Genomic DNA, 907 nt, shown 5'->3' on the forward strand with positions numbered 1-907 from the left:
AGGCCGGACCCTGCGGACGGGCGATCCGGTCCTCATCTCCTTCGCGGCGGCCAACACCGACCCCAAGCTGACCGAGCACCGTGAACAGCTCAGCTCCAAGGCCCATCTCGCCTTCGGTGCCGGCCCGCACGCGTGCCCGGCCAAGGACCCGGCATTCATGATCGCGGCCACCGCCGTGGAGTCCCTGCTCAACCGGCTGCCCGATGTCGAGATGCGCGTTCCCTTCAAGGAACTCGCCTGGGTGGCAACGCCGTGGAGCCGCTCGCTGGTCACCGTCCCCATCCGGTACACCCCCCGTACCGTGGCACCCGCGGCCCGTACCCGGCCCGCGACACCGTCCTCCGTTCAGGCGGCGCACTCGGCGGCCGCCGTCCCGCAGCCGTCCTCGGCAGGCCGGGCGGCCCACGCCGCACCGCGCCCCAAGGGCGGTCTGTTCAGCCGCTTCCGGGCCTGGGTGAATGGCGAGTGACGTAAGTAACCCTACGAGAACACTGTGTTATTGGATGCTTCAAGCATTGTACGGGTACGGATGGCGGCTGGCAGAAAGGAGCCGTCATCATTGGAAGTTTCGCGACTCCGTCCTCGGACCGTCGGGCGACCATTTCCCTGTTCTCCCGTCTTCGGACGGCCGAAGGACAGGCCGACCCGTTCCCCATCTACGCGGAGCTCAGGGCGCGCGGCGAAGTCAGCCCCGCGCCCTGGGGCGGTTTACTCGTCAGCAGCTACGCGACCTGTGAGCAGGTGCTGCGCAGCGGTACATGGCTCGAACCGGACACCGCATGGCGAGAGAAGCAGGGCGCCCGCACCCGCTGGAGCGCCCCCTCCTCCCGGGAGAACAGCCGCACCCTGCCCGCCCTCAACCCCCCGGAGCACACCCGGGTACGCCGGTCGGCGGGCACCTTCGACC

2 pseudogenes are annotated in these 907 nt (G+C 69.6%); both read left to right on the forward strand.

From position 1 onward, the window contains the following. Positions 1–469, forward strand: a pseudogene (locus tag TN53_RS41110) (cytochrome P450); the annotation flags it as partial. Between the two features lie 89 nt (positions 470–558). Then, positions 559–907, forward strand: a pseudogene (locus TN53_RS48815) (cytochrome P450); the annotation flags it as partial.

Origin of the sequence: Streptomyces sp. WM6386 (assembly GCF_000972385.1) — a bacterium.
Taxonomy (GTDB): Bacteria; Actinomycetota; Actinomycetes; order Streptomycetales; family Streptomycetaceae; genus Streptomyces.